The 16,340-nt window shown below is 60.0% G+C and carries 14 protein-coding genes, 2 tRNA genes and 1 pseudogene; 12 read left to right on the top strand and 5 right to left on the bottom strand.

The window, feature by feature from the left end; all coding sequences use genetic code 11:
- Positions 1–22 precede the first annotated feature (22 nt).
- Positions 23–976 (top strand): sulfate adenylyltransferase subunit CysD, encoded by a 954-nt coding sequence (gene cysD / locus NYR50_RS02300; protein ID WP_418136648.1) that lies wholly within the window; start codon positions 23–25, stop codon positions 974–976.
- Positions 976–2,460: a sulfate adenylyltransferase subunit CysN gene (gene cysN / locus NYR50_RS02295; protein ID WP_418136647.1), complete on the top strand. Its 1,485-nt coding sequence runs from the start codon at positions 976–978 to the stop codon at positions 2,458–2,460. The genes cysD and cysN overlap by 1 nt, the downstream gene beginning before the upstream one ends.
- 808 nt (positions 2,461–3,268) lie before the next feature.
- On the opposite strand, the gene NYR50_RS02290 is transcribed toward cysN, so the two are convergent.
- Positions 3,269–3,345 (bottom strand) — tRNA-Pro (locus NYR50_RS02290).
- A gap of 264 nt (positions 3,346–3,609) precedes the next feature.
- Between NYR50_RS02290 and NYR50_RS02285 the strand changes: the two genes are divergently transcribed.
- The gene (locus NYR50_RS02285; RefSeq protein ID WP_006310261.1) at positions 3,610–4,032 is read left to right on the top strand and encodes a hypothetical protein; all 423 of its coding nucleotides are present in this window, start codon (positions 3,610–3,612) and stop codon (positions 4,030–4,032) included.
- Between the two features lie 72 nt (positions 4,033–4,104).
- Here the strand turns inward: NYR50_RS02285 and NYR50_RS02280 are convergent, their stop codons facing one another.
- A complete protein-coding gene (locus NYR50_RS02280) occupies positions 4,105–4,293 on the bottom strand; it encodes a hypothetical protein (protein ID WP_418136646.1) in 189 nt (62 codons plus the stop codon).
- Positions 4,294–4,419: 126 nt separating this feature from the next.
- On the opposite strand from NYR50_RS02280, the gene mqo reads away from it, so the two are divergent.
- The 4 genes and pseudogenes from mqo to NYR50_RS02260 all read left to right on the top strand — a co-directional run bounded on the left by mqo (position 4,420) and on the right by NYR50_RS02260 (position 6,860).
- On the top strand, positions 4,420–6,135 hold the full coding sequence (gene mqo / locus NYR50_RS02275) for a malate dehydrogenase (quinone) (RefSeq protein WP_418136645.1): 1,716 nt from the start codon (positions 4,420–4,422) through the stop codon (positions 6,133–6,135).
- A 191-nt stretch (positions 6,136–6,326) separates the two neighbouring features.
- Complete coding sequence (locus tag NYR50_RS02270; protein WP_418136644.1) at positions 6,327–6,608, top strand: ribbon-helix-helix domain-containing protein; 282 nt, start codon at positions 6,327–6,329, stop codon at positions 6,606–6,608.
- A pseudogene (locus NYR50_RS02265) lies at positions 6,598–6,723 on the top strand (type II toxin-antitoxin system RelE/ParE family toxin); the annotation flags it as partial. The gene NYR50_RS02270 and the pseudogene NYR50_RS02265, both read left to right, overlap by 11 nt.
- Before the next feature lie 11 nt (positions 6,724–6,734).
- Entirely contained in the window at positions 6,735–6,860 is a 126-nt protein-coding gene (locus tag NYR50_RS02260; RefSeq protein WP_418137331.1) for a hypothetical protein, read from the top strand.
- A gap of 10 nt (positions 6,861–6,870) precedes the next feature.
- Here NYR50_RS02260 and NYR50_RS02255 read toward each other — a convergent pair.
- A tRNA-Gln gene (locus NYR50_RS02255) sits at positions 6,871–6,945 on the bottom strand.
- Between the two features lie 203 nt (positions 6,946–7,148).
- On the opposite strand from NYR50_RS02255, the gene NYR50_RS02250 reads away from it, so the two are divergent.
- Positions 7,149–8,057, top strand: coding sequence for an MBL fold metallo-hydrolase (locus NYR50_RS02250; RefSeq protein ID WP_418136643.1), 909 nt, complete (start codon positions 7,149–7,151; stop codon positions 8,055–8,057).
- A gap of 274 nt (positions 8,058–8,331) precedes the next feature.
- Here the strand turns inward: NYR50_RS02250 and NYR50_RS02245 are convergent, their stop codons facing one another.
- A complete protein-coding gene (locus NYR50_RS02245; RefSeq protein ID WP_418136642.1) occupies positions 8,332–9,252 on the bottom strand; it encodes a DUF1499 domain-containing protein in 921 nt (306 codons plus the stop codon).
- Positions 9,253–9,958: 706 nt separating this feature from the next.
- Between NYR50_RS02245 and NYR50_RS02240 the strand changes: the two genes are divergently transcribed.
- The 3 genes from NYR50_RS02240 to NYR50_RS02230 all read left to right on the top strand — a co-directional run bounded on the left by NYR50_RS02240 (position 9,959) and on the right by NYR50_RS02230 (position 12,361).
- On the top strand, positions 9,959–11,323 hold the full coding sequence (locus NYR50_RS02240; RefSeq protein WP_418136641.1) for a dicarboxylate/amino acid:cation symporter: 1,365 nt from the start codon (positions 9,959–9,961) through the stop codon (positions 11,321–11,323).
- Between the two features lie 172 nt (positions 11,324–11,495).
- Entirely contained in the window at positions 11,496–11,894 is a 399-nt protein-coding gene (locus NYR50_RS02235; protein ID WP_418136640.1) for a hypothetical protein, read from the top strand.
- 194 nt (positions 11,895–12,088) lie between these two features.
- Entirely contained in the window at positions 12,089–12,361 is a 273-nt protein-coding gene (locus NYR50_RS02230) for a hypothetical protein (protein WP_418136639.1), read from the top strand.
- Here the strand turns inward: NYR50_RS02230 and ppdK are convergent.
- Positions 12,339–15,065: a pyruvate, phosphate dikinase gene (ppdK, locus tag NYR50_RS02225; protein WP_418136638.1), complete on the bottom strand. Its 2,727-nt coding sequence runs from the start codon at positions 15,063–15,065 to the stop codon at positions 12,339–12,341. The genes NYR50_RS02230 and ppdK overlap by 23 nt on opposite strands.
- A gap of 226 nt (positions 15,066–15,291) precedes the next feature.
- Between ppdK and NYR50_RS02220 the strand changes: the two genes are divergently transcribed.
- The gene (locus NYR50_RS02220) at positions 15,292–16,263 is read left to right on the top strand and encodes a VOC family protein (protein WP_418136637.1); all 972 of its coding nucleotides are present in this window, start codon (positions 15,292–15,294) and stop codon (positions 16,261–16,263) included.
- Positions 16,264–16,340: the final 77 nt, after the last annotated feature.

Below are 16,340 nucleotides of genomic sequence, written 5' to 3'. Positions count from 1 at the left end.
AGTTCATCTCCCGGAGTTTACAATGTCCAACGCAGTCCACGAGACGGACAGCAAGAATACTGTCGCATCAAAGCCGCCGCTCGATCCGCATCTGAAGGCGCTTGAAAACGAAGCTATTCATATTTTCCGCGAAGTCGCCGCCGAATTCGATAATCCTGTGATGCTCTATTCCATCGGCAAGGACTCATCCGTGCTGCTGCACCTGGCGCGCAAGGCATTCTTTCCCGGGCGCATTCCCTTCCCGCTGCTGCACGTCAATACCGGCTGGAAGTTCAAGGAAATGATCGAGTTCCGCGACAATATCGTGAAGGAATACGATCTCGACCTGATTTCCTACACCAACCCTCGCGGCGCGTCGGAAAACGTAACCCCCTTCTCCCATGGATCGGCGCTCTACACCGACATCATGAAGACGGAAGCGCTACGTCAGGCGCTGGATGCCGGCCAGTTCGACGCGGCCTTTGGCGGCGCACGACGCGACGAAGAGGCGAGCCGCGCCAAGGAACGCATCTATTCCTTCCGCACGCCCGACCATAAATGGGATCCGCGTAACCAGCGCCCGGAACTGTGGAACATCTATAACGGCATGGTCCGTAAGGGCGAAAGCGTGCGCGCCTTCCCGCTCTCCAACTGGACCGAAGTCGACATCTGGCGTTACATCGAGGCGGAAAACATTCCGCTTGTGCCGCTCTATTACGCCGCCGAGCGCCCTTATGTGGAGCGCGACGGCATGATGATCCTTGCCGAAGACGAGCGGCTGGAACTGTTGCCGGGCGAAGAAATCAAGCACGGCTCGATCCGTTTCCGCACGCTTGGCTGCTTCCCGTTGACCGGCGCGATCCGTTCCGAAGCGACCACGCTTCAGGAAGTCATCGCCGAACTGGAAATCGCCACTGTCTCCGAACGGCAGGGCCGCGCCATTGACCGCGACCAGTCCGGCTCGATGGAGAAAAAGAAGCGCGAGGGCTATTTCTGATGAGCACTGCCGCCGCGAACACCCCCTCCTCTTCCGCCACCATCCTGCCCTTTGCAGAACATTCCAAGGTGGCACGCGACACGCGTCCTCTGCGCCTCATCACCTGCGGCAGCGTGGATGACGGCAAATCGACCCTGATCGGCCGTCTCCTCTGGGACACCAAGGCCGTCAAGGAAGACCAGGCCGCCACGCTGCACCGCGACAGCGGCAAGCAGAACGATCTCGGCCTGCCCGATTTCGCGCTGCTGCTGGATGGTTTGCAGGCCGAGCGCGAACAGGGCATCACCATCGATGTCGCCTATCGTTATTTCGCCACCGACCGGCGCGCCTTCATCGTCGCCGATACGCCCGGCCATGAGCAATATACCCGCAACATGGCGACCGGCGCTTCCACGGCCGATCTGGCCGTGCTGCTGGTCGATGCGCGCACCGGCATTCTGGAACAGACGCGCCGCCACGCCACCATCGCGGCGCTGATGGGCATCCGGCAATTCGTGCTGGCGGTGAACAAGATCGACCTGACCAACTACGACAAGGCCGGTTTCGAGCTGATCGCCCACGAGTTCCGCGATTTCGCCTCCGATCTCGGCATCAAGCAGATCACCGCCATTCCGATGTCGGCGCTGAAGGGTGAAAACGTCGTGCTGTCAGGCAAGGCCTCCATGCCCTGGTATGAAGGCCCGACGCTGGTGGAGACGCTGGAGCTTGCCACCGTCCGCTCCACGCAGTCCGGTGGCTTCCGTCTGCCAGTACAGCGCGTGTCGCGGCCCGGTGAAAGCTTCCGCGGTTATCAGGGCACGGTTGCCGGCGGTTCGGTGAAGCCCGGCGACAGCGTTGTCGTCCTGCCATCCGGCATGGTCGCCAATGTCAAGCAGATCGTCACCTTCGATCTGGTGCGAAACGCCGCCGTGGCAGGCGATGCCGTCACGCTGGTGCTCGACCGTCAGGTGGATGTCTCGCGCGGCGACATGATCGTTTCCATCGAGGCACAACCGCTCACGGGACTTGCTTTTGACGCGCAGATCGTCGCCCTGCAGCCGGGCGGCATCGAGGCCGGCAAACGCTACTGGCTGAAAAGCGCCAGCCGCCGCCAGCGCGTCAGCGTCCAGCCCGTCAGCCAGCTCAACCTTCGGGAAAGCGAATGGCAGGCGCATGAGACGTCGCTGCCGATGAACGCCATCGGCAAGGTCCGCCTCTCCTTCGACGAGACGGCGATCTTCGATCCCTATGAACAGAACCGGGCGACCGGCTCCTTCATCCTGATCGACCCTGACACCAACAATACGGTGGCGGGCGGCATGATATCGGCCAAGCGCAGCACAGGTGCGACGGAGGAACAGGGCGACCGCGTCATCCTCTCCCTGCCCGCCGCCCTTGCGGAAAAGCTGCTGGCCGGAGAACTGCTCGCCAAGCACCGCGACGAGATCGACATCCGCCGCACGGATGCGGCGACTGCCTCGCGGCTCATCGGCGATCTCGACTGAAAACGCCCACATGAACGACAAAAGGCGACCACGATGTGGTCGCCTTTTTGTTTGGTCTGTCGTCAGATGCGACTTAAAATACGAACATATAAAGCAGAATGATCACGACGACCGGAACGCCCATCGCCCACAGTGCAATACCCTTCAGCATGTTATCCTCCATCGTTGTTATGGATAGATAACGGCTGAGCGCGCTTTCCGATCCATGAGTTCCTTATTTTTACGGGTAGTTTCTCGACTTCGGGCAAAGCCGTTTGTTCATTTGACGTTCATGCGCAAAAGACGAATTTGCACGCGGTCGCTCCGCCCAGCGACCCAACAGAGGCTCGTTGTTCGAGAGAACAGCGGGCCTCTTTTTCGATCGCAATAAATTGATCATCACGATGTCCCGGAAATTCGGGGCTTAGGGCGCTGACGGGTAACTTCTTGGATTGTGGATCGGAATTGGCGCTTTTAAGACGTCAGATGTCGCGCGTCCCCTGAAACAAGGCCGTAGCGACATTGAGGCCTGGCGCTTGGCGGAGCGACGGGCCTCTTTCGTTCGGGTGACCGGCTGCGGCGTTTAAAAGCCGGCCGAAACGGGCTTGTTGGCGTGCCCATGCTGGCGTTGATGTTCTTAAGGCCGCTGCATCGGACGGCATTACCAGCGATGAATTCGAAAGAACATATCTGCACAACGCTCCAGAATTTCAGCAAAGTGCAGCAAATGCGTTCTGAAACTGTGCGCAATCTGTGCGCATAGGCAAAAACGGCTATATTTTAATGAGATGATAAATGGCCAGAAAGCCTGACACACAAGGCTTCAAGCTGGTCGGAGTGAGAGGATTTGAACCTCCGACCCCGTCGTCCCGAACGACGTGCGCTACCAGGCTGCGCTACACTCCGTGACCAGCAGCGCGTCTATAGACCAGCCTCCGGCATTCGACAAGCGGCTTAATGCATTTTTTATGACAAGTTTTCGCCGTCCCGTGCAACAGCCCCGCCAAGCACCCGCAGAGTGCGACCGAAGGACGGAAAACGTTACAAAAAAGCAATTGTGGCAGGAAATTTTCGTCAAGCCGCACACCTCCCCTGCCCCGCGCCGCCAAATCTGCTAGGGGAACGGAATGACCGGCGGGAAGCCGGACACGGCACAAAGGACATTTCACCATGCTATTTCGCAGCGTAACGCTCGCAGCGTTTGCCATTGCGCTCTCCGCCTGCACCACCTCCACCGGTGGCTCCGCCCCCACATTTGCCCAGAAGAGCCCGGTCGAGACCCGCTGGGTCGGCCAGTCCGCCGGCATTTTCTTTGCAAAGTTCGGCCCGCCGCTGAGCGACACGGAAACCGGCAGCTCTACCGTCTATAACTGGCGCGGCGGCTACAAGAAGGCCACCATTCCGGCGAAGTTCGAAGAAGGCAAGGATGGCAAGAAGGGTCGCCAGATCTCGCCGGCCCGCAGCGCTTCGCTCTCCTGCACCGTGCAGCTGGTTGTTTCCAGCGACTACAAGATCACTGCCGTGCGCACGGTCTCCGACCGCCCCGGCGTCAACGGCCCGAGCTATTGCGCGGAATTCCTCGCCGCAAACTGAGCTGTCGGCCTCAGAGCGAACACAACAAGGCCCGCCCGACACGGCGGGCCTTTCACTTTTCCGGGAATATCGTCATTTTTCTGAAAAAAATCCGCCCGCAGCAGCGTCGCGCCGATCATCATGGCCGGCAGAATGCGGCCGGGCGCGCTTTTCGCCATATCCGGCCGATAGAACCCTTTCAACCGTTTGAAAGCATCGGCTAATCTTTACAGTGCTGAAAATGACAATCCGCAAACGCGCAAAATTCACCAGCGCGACCATATGTCCCGGCCAAGTCCCTGCAAAAACGCTTGAACTAGCGTGAATGGGTGCGGGTTGTGCCGCTTTGCGCTTTGCTATAACGGGGCGCTCGGGAGGAATGTTTTTAACACAAAACAAGAATCAGGTATGGCCGTGACTCCCATCGATCAAGACAAATCCCAGCTCACTGATCTCTCCCACGCATTTCCGCTGAACCGCCGACAGGTTCTGGGCGGCGCGCTCGCCGGACTTGCCGTGGCGGCACTGCCCTCTGCTCCGCTTCTCGCCAATACGGCTGCCAAGAAGGTCGACGTGCTTTTGATCGGCGGCGGCATCATGAGCGCGACGCTCGGCGTGTGGCTGCGCGAACTGGAGCCCACCTGGTCGATGCAGATGCTGGAGCGGCTGGATGGCGTTGCGCTTGAAAGCTCGAACGGCTGGAACAATGCCGGCACCGGCCATTCCGCGCTTGCCGAGCTGAACTACACGCCGGAAGACGACAACGGCAACATCAAGATCAGCCAAGCCGTCAACATCAACGAATCCTTCCAGATTTCCCGGCAGTTCTGGGCATGGCAGGTGCGCAACGGCGTTTTGAAGAACCCGCGCTCCTTCATCAACCACACGCCGCATATGAGCTTCGTCTGGGGTGACGAAAACGTCGCCTATCTGGAAAAGCGCTATCGAGCGCTCAAGGCCAGCCCGCTTTTCGCCGGCATGGAATATTCCAGCGATCCCGAACAGATCAAGAAGTGGGTGCCGCTGATGATGGAGGGCCGTGATCCCTCCCAGAAGATCGGCGCCACCTGGTCGCCGCTCGGCACTGACATGGAATTTGGCGAAATCACCCGTCAGTTCGTCTCGCATCTGCAGAGCGACCAGAATTTCGACCTGCAGGTCAATAGCGAGGTCTCCGACATCCAGCGTAGTGCCGATGGCAGCTGGCGCGTGACCTATACCAACACCAAGACGGATGCCGAACAGGTGGTGGACGCGAAATTCGTGTTCATCGGCGCCGGCGGCGGTGCGCTGCATCTGTTGCAGATGTCCGGCGTTCCCGAAGCCGATGACTATGCCGGTTTCCCCGTGGGCGGCTCGTTCCTCATCAACGAGAACCCTGATGTGACGATGCAGCATCTGGCCAAGGCCTACGGCAAGGCCTCGGTCGGTTCGCCGCCCATGTCGGTTCCGCATCTGGATACCCGCGTGCTGGGCGGCAAGCGTGTCATCCTGTTCGGGCCTTTCGCCACCTTCTCCACCAAGTTCCTGAAGGAAGGCTCCTATTTCGATCTCGTCTCCTCCGTCACGACCAGCAATGCCTGGCCGATGGTGCGGGTGGGCATCGATGAATATCCGCTGGTGGAATATCTCGCCGGACAGCTCATGATGTCGGATGACGACCGCTTTGCCGCGCTCAAGGAATATTTCCCCAATGCCAAGCAGGGCGAATGGCGCCTGTGGCAGGCCGGCCAGCGCGTGCAGATCATCAAGCGCGACGAGGAAAAAGGCGGCGTGCTGCGGCTCGGCACCGAAGTCGTCGCCGCCAAGGACGGCAGCATCGCCGGCCTGCTCGGCGCTTCGCCGGGCGCCTCGACCGCTGCACCGATCATGCTCAGCGTTCTGGAAAAAGTCTTCAAGGACAAGGTGGCGACGCCGGAATGGCAGGCGAAGCTGCGCCAGATCGTGCCGAGCTATGGCACGAAGCTGAATGACGACCCGGAAAAGGTGCGTGAGGAGTGGGCTTATACGGCCGAACACCTGCAGCTGCCGACCCCGCCGCAGATCGATCTCGAGGCGCTGAAGGGTGCCGGTGCGGCACCTGCAGGTGCGCCGGTGAAGAAGGTGCCGGATATCGCGCTTTAAGGTTTAGCTGCGACTTTTAGGATTGGACGCCGCGTGTCTCCGGATGCGCGGCGTTTTTTGTGGGAGACGACTTTTAACATCCGACGCATCCGGTTCCACTACATTCGCGCGGTCCGTGCGCGCGTTGAAAATGATGGAATCGCAATCCATTTGGTAGTAATAATTGCCACCAAATGCCAAGGAGATCATAGATGGCCAACGTGGAGAAGATCAGCGTTTCCATGACACTGCAGCACGCCGAAATATTGCGGGAGGCCGTGGAAAGCGGCGCTTACGCCAGCAGCAGCGAAGTCATCCGTGAAGCAATGCGCGACTGGTCGGCAAAATGGGTTCAGCGACGCAACGACATCACCAAGCTGCGCGCATTATGGAGTGAGGGCAAAGGCAGTGGCAGTTCAACCGAAGTGGATTTTGACGAAACGCTCAATGAAGCGCGGGCGGAACTTGCTTCGTTGAAGAATCGTGACCACTAAGCTTGTCTGGACGCCCCGCGCACGCAGTGATGTGAAGAAAATCTATGTCGATATCGGCAAGTCACAGCCTTTGGCTGCGGAACGGTATTTTGCCCGATTCCGCGCCAAAGCGGAGAGCCTGATCGAATGCTCGTCGAAGCACCTTACGTCATTCTCTACGAAACCGTACCGGATACGGATGACGACGAAATACGTTGCGTGGAAATCGTTCGTGTGATCGACGGCCGCCGGGACCTGCGGGCACTGTTCTGACTTTGGAAGATGGCTGGGGCGCCAGGATTCGAACCTGGGAATGCCGGTACCAAAAACCGGTGCCTTACCGCTTGGCGACGCCCCAACAGGGCAGCGAGATCGAAACGCCGCTGCCTGAACCGCGCCTGATTAGCAAAGCCTGCCCGGCGCGGCAATGACCCGGCGACCAATTTTTTCACAAAACCCAAGCTTTTTGGGTGCCGGGCCGCAGGCGGCATGGTAGGGCTTGGCGATTGTGTGGCGGGCGCTGCCTGCACTTGCGGCATGGCATTCATTCAGGAGGTCTCGATGGCGGACCCGGCATTCGATCTCGATTTCAAGCCGGCCTATGGCGAGGCGGTTCCTGTTGCCCCGCTCATCCAGCGCCTCACCGTCAACAACCCTTCCGCCTTCACCTTCCATGGCACCAACTCGTATATCGTCGGTGACCGCTCCGTTGCCGTCATCGATCCCGGCCCGGAGGATGAGGCGCATTTTCAGGCGCTGCTGGCAGCGCTTGACGGCCGCGAGGTGACCCACATCTTCGTCAGCCACACCCATCGCGACCACTCGCCGCTTGCCCGGCGGCTGAAGCAAACAACGGGGGCGATAACGGTGGCGGAAGGTCCGCACCGCGCCGCCCGGCCGCTGCATGTGGGCGAAACCAACCCCTTTGCCGAAAGCTCAGATATGGCTTTCGCGCCAGACATTACGCTTGGTGACGGGCAGAGCCTTTCCGGCGATGGCTGGACATTGACCGCGCTGCATACGCCGGGCCACACCGCCAACCACGCCGCCTTTGCTCTTGAGGGCAGCGGCATCGTCTTTTCCGCCGATCACGTCATGGCCTGGGCCACCACCATCGTTGCACCGCCAGATGGGGCGATGAGCGATTACATGGCCTCGCTTGAGCGGCTGCTCGCCCGCGACGACCGGCTGTTTCTGCCCGGCCATGGCGGACCGGTCACCGACCCCGCCGCCTTCATGCGCGGGCTTCGCGCCCACCGCCGCATGCGGGAAAAGGCGATCCTGAAGCGTATCCGCGACGGCGACAGGCGGATCGCCGATATGGTGAAGGTGATCTATGCCAGCACCGACAAGCGCCTGCACGGCGCGGCAGCCCTTTCCGTGCTGGCGCATATCGAGGACCTCATCGAAAAGGGCGAAGTGCGGACGGATGGCGCGCCTTCGCTGATGGGCGAGTATTTTCCAGCCTGACGGGGGTTTGAGACGCGGTATTTCTAATCTTGCTGCCGCCTAGTCCACCGCTCTTCTGCTGAGAGAGCGAGCGTTTGCCGCTTGTTTCTTCTCCCCCAGGGGGAGAAGGTCGCGGCAGCGGGATGAGGGGGCGAGGGTCGTGAGATACGGCAACGTTGCCCCCTCATCCGACCCTTCGGGCCACCTTCTCCCCGGCGGGGAGAAGAAACAGCGGCGATGCGGAGCCCCAATTTCGCCGAAGCTTAGCGGCAGCCAAGCTTTCGGCGTCACGAACTCAATTGTCGTTCAGACCCTGCATTTCCGCATCCAGCGCATCGAGATAAGCCTCGGCAATTGCCGCACCCATGCCGAGATCATGCGGACCGTAGCGGGAGGCCACACGCACGTCGACGATGGTGGTTTCCGCCTCTTCCTTCAGGCGGATGAGGATATCGAATCGCAGGCCCCAGATGCGGGTGCGGGTTTCGCCCTGCATTAGCACCGCGCCGCTGCCGTTGAAGAAGGTGGGCTGCGGTGCCTCAGCCGGGCGCGCCATGGGCACGGGCACGATGGAGGGCAGGTCTTCCACCGGCGCATCTTCCGTCGGCTGCGTCCTGTCCTGCGGCGGCACGCCGATGGAGGGGGCATCTTCCGCGCCGATCACACCCTTCGTATGGATGATACGGATGGACTGGGCTGCGGCCATTTTTTTGGCGGCGGCATAGATACGGTCGATTGCGCCTTCATAACGACGGCCGGCTAGGCTCGCATAAGCCTCCATCTGCGCATCGCGGTCAGCTTTCGTAATAACCACCGGCCGCACCAGCCATTGCTGGTTGGCGGCGGGTGTCGCCAGCCATTCCGGCACGTCGGTCAGATCGGTGGAAATGTCGTAGATTTTCGGCTGCTGCCAATAAAGAAAGGTACCATACCCAACGACGCCGAGTGGCAGGGCGGAGAGAAGCAGCGCTGCCAGCGCCGAAAGCCCGCCGCGCGCGCCCGTCGTCCACAGCCGCTCCAGGCCGATCAGCGCCAGAAGCACGGCCACAAGAGCAATGCCGGCGGCAATGAGGAGCAGCCCGACAAGATCAGGCGTCGTCAGCGGCCCGAAACGATGGATGCCGGCGGCGACAAGAAAAAGCGCCAGCGCCGCAAAACCCAGATAACGGGAAAGATAGGCTGCCACCGAAAAAGGCCGGACGAAACGCACAGTCATGGAAGCGGATATCCGTTAGATCGCATTGGCTAAAAAGCGTTGCACCCGAATTCTGGCAAGGGAATCACCTGCATATGATGTCATAGACCGGATTTGCGGCGAGGAAAACAAAGGAGGGGATTTGATCTGCGGGTAAAACGTGCTCACAACCTCCGAAGACCTCTCTTCCGCCATGCCGGACATGTTCCACTGCTGTGAACATTCACTCAACGTCATCCTCGGCCTTGTGCCGAGGATCTAACCACGTCGAATAAAATCAATACGTTGGCAGATCCTCGGGACAGGCCCGAGGATGACGTCGGCGCAATTGCCATGACTTCCTTCCCATCGGACGACGCCGCTCTTCTTTGGTGTCCGGTTAAGGCGAAAATCCGGAAAGCCTATTCGAATGAGAGTCTTGCGCCTTGTCCAGAAACTTAAACCGGACAGTAGTGGACATGGTCCGGGGTACGCAAAGCCCTTGCCAAATACAAACGCTCTCCGGGCCACCGGTATCGCTCCGAAGGACGAAAAGGCCACGGCAACAAGAAACGGAAATATTTTCCGAATTACCGCCACTTAAGAGAATAATTCCCCGACAATGCACAAAATACGCAAGTCCATCCCTTAATTGCTGAGGAAATCGGCGTATTCTCGGCGACCTCCCTCGAGAATGCGTGTAAAAAGTGCAACATTCTCGTTTTCTTGCACAATAAAGAGACATGTCATGTCACAGGCAACGACGTCCGCCGGCTCCTCCGGGCCGAAACCCTTTTATCGCAATTTCGGCTTTCAGGTTCTGAGCGCCATGGTCATCGGCCTGTTGCTCGGCCTCCTTGCGCGCAACATTGGGCCCGATGCCGCCGGCAGCCCGAACTTGCTTTCGGTGACGCTGCAGACCATCGGCAGCATTTTCGTGCAGCTTTTGCGCGCGCTCGTACCACCGCTGATCTTTACAGCCATCGTGGCCTCCATCGCCAATCTCAAGAACCTTTCCAATGCGGCAAAGCTGGTATGGCAGACGCTTTTGTGGTTCGCCATCACCGCGCTGATCGCCGTGGTCATCGGCATCGTGCTCGGCCTCGTCATTCAGCCGGGCGTCAACACGGCAATTGCCAATACGGCAGCAGCGGCCCCCTCCTCGACGGGTTCTTGGCTGGACTTCCTCAAGGGCCTCGTCCCGGCCAACGTGTTTGGCCTTGAAGCCTCTACCAAAATCAACAACGGCGCCGGCAGCACCTCGCTGAACTTCAATGTGCTACAGCTGCTCGTGGTTTCCATTGCTTTTGGTGTCGCAGCGCTGAAAGCGGGCAAGGCGGCGGAACCGTTCCTTGCCTTCAACCAGTCGCTGCTCACCATCGTGCGGAAAATCCTGTGGTGGGTCATCCGCCTCACCCCCATCGGCACCATCGGCCTGCTCGGCCGCGCGGTTGACCAATATGGCTGGACGACGCTGTCGCAGCTCGGCTGGTATGCGGCGGCGGTTTATATCGGTCTGGCCCTGGTGCTGTTCGTGGTCTATCCGGCGCTGCTTCTCGCCCATGGCCTGAAGCCTTCGCGGTTCTTTGCGGGCGCATGGCCGGCCATCCAGCTCGCCTTCGTGTCGCGCTCGTCCATCGGCACACTTCCCGTCACCGAAACCGTGACGGAAAAGAGCCTCGGCGTGCCGCGCGAATATGCCGCCTTCGCCGTGCCACTCGGTGCAACCACCAAGATGGACGGCTGCGCCGCGATCTATCCGGCGATTTCAGCGATCTTCATCGCGCAGTTTTTCCAGGTGCCACTTGGCATTCAGGAATATGTGCTGATCGTCTTCGTCTCGGTGCTCGGTTCCGCCGCAACGGCGGGTCTCACAGGTGCCGTGGTGATGCTGACGCTGACGCTCTCCACGCTTGGCCTGCCGCTTGAAGGTGTGGGCCTGTTGCTCGCCATCGACCCGATCCTCGATATGGGCCGCACGGCGGTCAACGTCGCCGGCCAGGCGCTTGTGCCCACCATCGTTGCCAAGCGCGAGGGCATTCTCAATGAAGCCGTTTATAACAACGCCAAGGACATCGACGCGCTCGATGATCGTGAAGCAGTGGCGGCCTGATTGCGATAATCTGGGGGTCGGTTCCGCTTTAGAGCGGAACCGACCCCCGAAGACCTTTTCTACCACTTCTAACAGCTTTAGGCTTGGGGATACGATTTCACCAACAGTGAAATGATACTTGCAGGCGAGGTCATTCAAATGACAGCGCATATTTTTAGCGGAACCCGTGCACATGACGAAACGTAACTGGATCTATGTCGGTCTGCTGATTTTCATATCCCTTGGGCTTCTTATCGATGCGGCTATCTGGCCTGCCGGACCTTCGAGCTCCTTTACCGCAAACGATCTGGTACAGATGGTCGGCATCCTCACCCTGTTTTCCTGGTGGCAAATAGAGGATGCCGCCAAAAGCGACGTCAAGCGCAGTTCAGCCGCGAAAGTGGCGACCATTCTGCTCGCTCCAGTTGGGCTTGCGATCTATCTTTATCAAACCCGACCGTGGAAACGCGCCACGGTTGGCTTCATCGGGTTCATGGGTGGTCTCGTCCTTGTCGGCGTCCCTACGCTTCTGCTTGCCGACTGGCTTGTCGTGCAAGGTTTTTTCCCGCCTCCTTTCCTGCGACATTCTTGACCTACCGTAGGGTGGTTCCCCCAATGTCATTCTCTCGGCTGGAACGAGGCCGACACGGCCATCTGCCACGCCCCTTCTCCAGCGCGGGCGGGATGCAATTTTCCACCCCGATGTGGCTTTTCCCCAAATGCAAACAGGCGTATCAATCGCGGCAATAAAAGTGCCGTACGGCTGTCATATCAGGGAGAAACAAGATGCGTGTTTCCATCGTCCTCGGTTCGCTTGCCGCCATGCTGGCGCTTACCGCTTGCCAGACGCTGACGCCGGAAGAGCGGCGGGCGCGGGATGAGGCGACATGCCGGGGTTATGGTTTCCGCCCCGGCACGGACCCAATGGCCGGTTGCCTTCTTGATCTGGAGATGGACCGCCGTGCAGACAACCGCGCCTGGCAGGCGCAGATGAACCGCGACATGTTCTACCGGCCGGTCGTTGTCGAGAGTCAGATCATCGTCCGACAGAACCCCTGACGGGAATGAAGGCGACGTTGCTTGGGGTTTCCCCCTGCTTTGCCTTTGCAGCGAGCGTCGCCTGCGCCGCCGCAAGGCGGGCGATCGGCACGCGGAAGGGTGAGCAGGACACGTAGTCAAGATCCGCATCCTCGCAGAAATGGATCGAGGCCGGATCGCCGCCATGTTCACCGCAAATGCCGAGCTTCAGTTCCGGCCGCGTCTGGCGGCCGCGTTCGGCGGCGATGCGGATCAGTTCTCCCACGCCGTCGAAATCGAGCGAGATAAACGGATCACGTTCGATGATGCCCTTGCGCTGATAGGTATTGATGAAACGCGCCGCGTCGTCGCGCGAAATTCCGAAGGTCGTCTGCGTCAAGTCGTTGGTGCCGAAAGAGAAGAACTCCGCCGCTTCCGCAATGACATGGGCACGCAGCGCCGCACGTGGCAGCTCAATCATGGTGCCGGTCAGATATTCGATGCTCATGCCGGTCTCTTCCGCCACCTCGGCGGCTACCGTGTCGATGACAGCCTTGACGTAATCCAGTTCGGAGCGGAGGCCGACCAGCGGCACCATGATCTCAGGCACAACAGGCGCACCGGTGATGCGCGCCGCAGCCACAGCCGCTTCAAATATGGCGCGTGCCTGCATTTCGGCGATTTCCGGATAGGAAATCGCCAGCCGGCAGCCGCGGTGGCCGAGCATGGGGTTAAATTCGTGCAGCGCATCCAGCCTTTGGCGGAACACCGTCTGCGGCATGCCCATGGCGGCAGCGACCTCGACGATCTCACCATCGCTCTTCGGCAGGAATTCGTGCAGCGGCGGATCGAGCAGGCGGATCGTCACCGGCAGGCCGTGCATGATCTGGAACAGCTCGGTGAAATCCGAACGCTGCATTGGCAGAAGCTGATCGAGTGCTGCCCGCCTGCCCTTTTCGCTTTCGGCAAGGATCATCTCGCGCATCACATGGATACGGTCGCCTTCAAAGAACATGTGTTCGGTGCGGCAGAGGCCAATACCCTCAGCGCCAAAAGCACGGGCGGCGCGGGCATCGGCCGGTGTATCGGCATTGGTGCGCACGGTCATTCGGCGCAGATTGTCCGCCCATTGCATCAGCTTGCCGAAATCGCCTGACAGTTCCGGCTGCGTCATCGGCACTTCGCCCTTCAGCACCCGGCCGGAAGAGCCATCGATGGTGATGACATCGCCGCGTTTGAGCATACAGCCGACGCCGATCAGCACCTTGTTGCGCATATCGACACGCATGGAGCCGGCACCGGTGACGCAAGGGATGCCCATGCCGCGTGCCACCACGGCGGCGTGGCTGGTCATGCCGCCGCGCGTCGTCAGAATGCCTTCGGCAGCATGCATGCCGTGAATATCTTCCGGGCTGGTTTCGATGCGCACCAGAATGACGCGACGCCCCTCGGCTTCGGCGGCGACCGCCTCTTCCGACGTAAAGACGATTTCACCCGTCGCTGCTCCCGGAGAAGCCGGCAGGCCGGAACCGATGATGGGGCGGGAAATGCCGGGATCGATGGTAGGGTGCAGCAGCTGGTCGAGCGACGACGGCTCGATGCGGCAGACGGCCTCCTCCTGCGAAATCAGCCCCGCTTCCACCATATCGACGGCGATTTTCATGGCGGCGCGGGTGGTGCGCTTGCCGGAACGGGTCTGCAGCATCCAGAGCTTGCCGCGCTCGATGGTGAATTCCAGATCCTGCATGTCACGGTAATGCGTTTCCAGCCGCTTGCAGATCGCCAGAAATTCGGAAAACGCCTCCGGCATCAGCTTTTCCATGGAAGGCTTGTCGGACCCGGATACCAGGCGCGCGGCTTCGGTGATGGATTGCGGCGTGCGGATGCCCGCCACCACGTCTTCCCCTTGCGCATTGACGAGAAATTCGCCGTAAAGCTCCGCCTCGCCCGTGGAGGGATTGCGGGTGAAGGCGACGCCGGTTGCCGAGGACGAGCCGAGATTGCCGAAGACCATGGCCTGCACATTGACCGCAGTACCCCAGTCACCCGGAATATTGTGCAGATGCCGATAGGTCACGGCGCGATGGTTGGTCCAGCTGGCGAAGACCGCGCCGATGGCGCCCCAGAGCTGGACATGACAGTCCTGCGGGAAGGCTTCGCCGAGCTCATCCTCTATCAGCTTCTTGTAGAGAGAAACGATGTGCTGCCATTCGACCGCCGACATGTCGGTATCGTATTCGTGGCCGAGGCGGCCTTTCTCATCTTCGAGAATTTCCTCGAACATTTCATGATCGAGGCCCATGACGACATCGCCATACATCTGGATGAAACGGCGGTAGCTGTCCCAGGCAAAACGGGCATCACCCGCATCATGGCCCAGCGCCTCGACCGTGCGGTCGTTGAGACCGAGGTTGAGGACGGTATCCATCATGCCGGGCATGGAGGCGCGCGCGCCGGAGCGCACAGAGATCAGCAGCGGGGAATGGCTGCCGCCGAAGGTCTTGCCGGTGACGATCTCCATGCCGTGCAGCCCGGCCATAACCTGTAACTTCAGGTCTTCGGGAAGATCGCGGCCATTCTTGTGATAAAGCGCGCAGGCATCGGCTATAATCGTGAGGCCGGGGGGAACGGGTAGGCCGAGACTTGCCATTTCGGCAAGGTTCGCGCCCTTGCCGCCCAATATAGCAACGTCACCTGCCCTGCCTTCGGCAGCACCATTGCCGAAGGTATAAACCCATTTTTTCATTCCACGCTCTCCACCCAGAAGCGTTATCATTTTTCTATCATCTACAGCATTGCCAGCATGTTGGGAACGCCGCAACGTGCAGTTTACATCGCAGTGCAGCATAATTGCGGCGAATTGCGCGTAAGAATTGCCGCAAAGGCCAAATACGGCATGATTGACGCATTCGTGTAGTGCGCTGAAACGGAGTGTTGCCTAAGCCATTCAAATCGCTGCAAAGAGATTATTCATGCAATTTACCCGCCGCCATACGTTGAAATTTGCCGGAATCTCCTGTGCCGCCACCGCTCTTGCCGGTGCGCTCAAAGCAGAGGGGAGTGCAACCCCCGCAAATGCCGCCCTGCCCTTCGCCTTAACAACACCGATACATGTCGGTCAGGCGGCGCTGCGCGTCCGCGATCTCGATCAGATGATCGATTATTACCGCTCAGTGCTCGGCATGAACGAGGTGGAACGCACAGCAAGGGGCGTGACGCTCGGTGTCGGTACCGCTCCGCTGCTTGATCTCGTGCACAAGCCTGCGGCAGATTTCGAAAGCCCGACCTCCGCCGGCCTGTTCCACATCGCCTATCTGATGCCCACCCGCAAGGATCTGGCCCGCTGGCTGGTGCATGCGGCGCTGAAACAGGTGCCTCTGTCAGGTTTTGCCGATCACAATGTCAGCGAGGCGATCTATCTCAACGATCCCGAAGGCAACGGCATCGAGGTTTACGGCGACCGGCCGAAAGACACATGGGTCTGGAGCGGCAAGGTGGTGAAGATGGGCACCGAACCACTCGACGTCGATGATCTCGTGACGCTAACGGATACCAGAAAAAGCGATTATGAGACGGCCCCGGCCGGGATGCGCATTGGCCACATTCACCTGCGGGTCGGCGAAATCGCCACTGCCCGCGCCTTTTACGAATCGGCAGTCGGCCTGCAACCGACGCAGGATGCGCGCTCGGACGCCTCTTTCCTCTCCTCCGGCGGCTATCATCACCATCTGGCGGTGAATAGCTGGAGCAGCCGTGGTGCGAAGGAACGCAACGCCATGGAGACCGGTCTCGACTGGTTTTCACTCGCCGTTCGCAATCCCGCCGACCTCGAAGCGCAGAAAACACGGCTGCGGGCCGCCGGTTACGTGCTGGTGGAGATGGAGAATAATGTCGTGGAAGCGATCGACCCCTGGGGGACGCGACTGCGGCTTGTGCCGGGGTGAGGTTTGAGGCTTAAATTTTGCGACGAGTAGATGCCGAGAACGCCTGCGCCACATGGTTCGAATTTCGCAAAGCAAAG

The organism is Agrobacterium sp. El2ro-1b, from assembly GCF_048298475.1.
Lineage (GTDB): Bacteria > Pseudomonadota > Alphaproteobacteria > Rhizobiales > Rhizobiaceae > Agrobacterium > Agrobacterium fabrum.
This window is presented reverse-complemented; position numbering and strand designations above follow the sequence as displayed.

What these genes read in the sequence shown, in the direction of transcription:
- cysD (WP_418136648.1), top strand. Translation starts at nt 23, where the DNA reads ATGTCCAACGCAGTCCACGAGACGGACAGCAAGAATACTGTCGCATCA.
- cysN (WP_418136647.1), top strand. Translation starts at nt 976, where the DNA reads ATGAGCACTGCCGCCGCGAACACCCCCTCCTCTTCCGCCACCATCCTG.
- NYR50_RS02285 (WP_006310261.1), top strand. Translation starts at nt 3,610, where the DNA reads ATGCTATTTCGCAGCGTAACGCTCGCAGCGTTTGCCATTGCGCTCTCC.
- NYR50_RS02280 (WP_418136646.1), bottom strand. Translation starts at nt 4,293, where the DNA reads ATGGTCGCGCTGGTGAATTTTGCGCGTTTGCGGATTGTCATTTTCAGC.
- mqo (WP_418136645.1), top strand. Translation starts at nt 4,420, where the DNA reads ATGGCCGTGACTCCCATCGATCAAGACAAATCCCAGCTCACTGATCTC.
- NYR50_RS02270 (WP_418136644.1), top strand. Translation starts at nt 6,327, where the DNA reads ATGGCCAACGTGGAGAAGATCAGCGTTTCCATGACACTGCAGCACGCC.
- NYR50_RS02260 (WP_418137331.1), top strand. Translation starts at nt 6,735, where the DNA reads ATGCTCGTCGAAGCACCTTACGTCATTCTCTACGAAACCGTACCGGAT.
- NYR50_RS02250 (WP_418136643.1), top strand. Translation starts at nt 7,149, where the DNA reads ATGGCGGACCCGGCATTCGATCTCGATTTCAAGCCGGCCTATGGCGAG.
- NYR50_RS02245 (WP_418136642.1), bottom strand. Translation starts at nt 9,252, where the DNA reads ATGACTGTGCGTTTCGTCCGGCCTTTTTCGGTGGCAGCCTATCTTTCC.
- NYR50_RS02240 (WP_418136641.1), top strand. Translation starts at nt 9,959, where the DNA reads ATGTCACAGGCAACGACGTCCGCCGGCTCCTCCGGGCCGAAACCCTTT.
- NYR50_RS02235 (WP_418136640.1), top strand. Translation starts at nt 11,496, where the DNA reads ATGACGAAACGTAACTGGATCTATGTCGGTCTGCTGATTTTCATATCC.
- NYR50_RS02230 (WP_418136639.1), top strand. Translation starts at nt 12,089, where the DNA reads ATGCGTGTTTCCATCGTCCTCGGTTCGCTTGCCGCCATGCTGGCGCTT.
- ppdK (WP_418136638.1), bottom strand. Translation starts at nt 15,065, where the DNA reads ATGAAAAAATGGGTTTATACCTTCGGCAATGGTGCTGCCGAAGGCAGG.
- NYR50_RS02220 (WP_418136637.1), top strand. Translation starts at nt 15,292, where the DNA reads ATGCAATTTACCCGCCGCCATACGTTGAAATTTGCCGGAATCTCCTGT.